This is a genomic window from Synechococcus sp. R6-10 (assembly GCF_047461815.1).
In the GTDB taxonomy this organism is placed as follows: domain Bacteria; phylum Cyanobacteriota; class Cyanobacteriia; order Thermostichales; family Thermostichaceae; genus Thermostichus.
In genome coordinates, this window is record NZ_JANSHW010000525.1 from 1 (window position 1) to 1,167 (window position 1,167).

The following is a 1,167-nucleotide window of genomic DNA, read 5'->3' on the forward strand; positions in this document are numbered from 1 at the left end:
GCAATTTGGATCCTGGGGCGCAAATCCGGGTGCGTAACGAGCTGGTCAAGATCTGTGGGGACTATCGTTGCGAAGGCTATCGCTTTTCGGTACGGGTACCGATCAGCCCTGAAGACACCCTGGAAACTCTGCTGGGGCGGCTGGATACGGAGATGCTGCGGGAGGTGGATCGGGTGTTTCAAACTCGGCCCGATCTGAATCGGGTCATTGTCGATGGCTACGTCTTCTCGGGTACTCCCGCTTTTGTCAGCCGGGAAGTGCTGCTGCAAACAATGTTTGTGCCCCGTCACCGTTGGGAAGTGGGGCGCTTTGGGCCAGAGCAAGATGCGATTTTCTATGCCGAGCTGTTGGGACAGGTGACGCCCTTTCTAACTCCATCCCCAACCCCCACGCCTACACCTGGGCCTGTGCCTGGAGAAGGTGTGCCCCCTCTGCCCCCGCCTCCTGGGGAAACTCCTCCCATAGAGGCAACGCCTACCCCTCAAGAAACCCCAGCCCCTCCGCCTCCGCCCCAAGGGGATGTGATCCAGCGGCAGCCGATTCAGCCCTGATGGGTTTGTTGGGTAGCTGAGTCTGGGTTGTGAAGGATCCCTCGTTATAGTCATTTCAAACCAGATTGAGATACTCCCCAAGCGCTCCGCGCCGCTGCCCTTACCCCCAGTTTCTCTCTGGGAGAGGGAGTTAGGAATCGACATAACGAACCGTTTCACTGCTGTTTGAAATAACTAACTATAATTTAATTTGTGACCAGGCCAGTGCCCTCCCAGTTGTCGCGGGGTTGAGTCCTGAGCCGAGGTGATCTAGGCTTCAAAAGTGGAGGGATCCCTCCAATTCATTGCTTGACTGGTGTGTGGCGGCATGGCAGGACACAGCAAGTGGGCCAACATTAAACGGCAAAAGGCCCGTGTAGATGCCAAAAAGGGCAGCCTCTTTACCAAACTCTCGCGGGCCATCATCGTGGCAGCTCGCAACGGCTTGCCAGATCCGGATGGGAATTTTCAGTTGCGGGCGGCAGTGGAGAAAGCCAAAGCAGCGGGGATGCCCAGCGAAAACATTGAACGAGCCATTGCCAAGGGAGCCGGCAACTGGAGCGACGACAGCCCCCTGGAAGAAGTTCGCTACGAGGGCTACGGCCCCGGTGGGGTGGCTGTGTTGATCGAGGCCATG

General features: G+C 57.6%; 1 protein-coding gene and 1 pseudogene. Both read left to right on the forward strand.

The window, feature by feature from the left end:
* Window positions 1-551: hypothetical protein (locus NW837_RS13240; RefSeq protein WP_414332097.1), on the forward strand; the 551-nt coding region annotated here is incomplete at its 5' end.
* Between the two features lie 307 nt (window positions 552-858).
* Window positions 859-1,167: pseudogene (locus tag NW837_RS13245) on the forward strand (YebC/PmpR family DNA-binding transcriptional regulator); the annotation flags it as partial.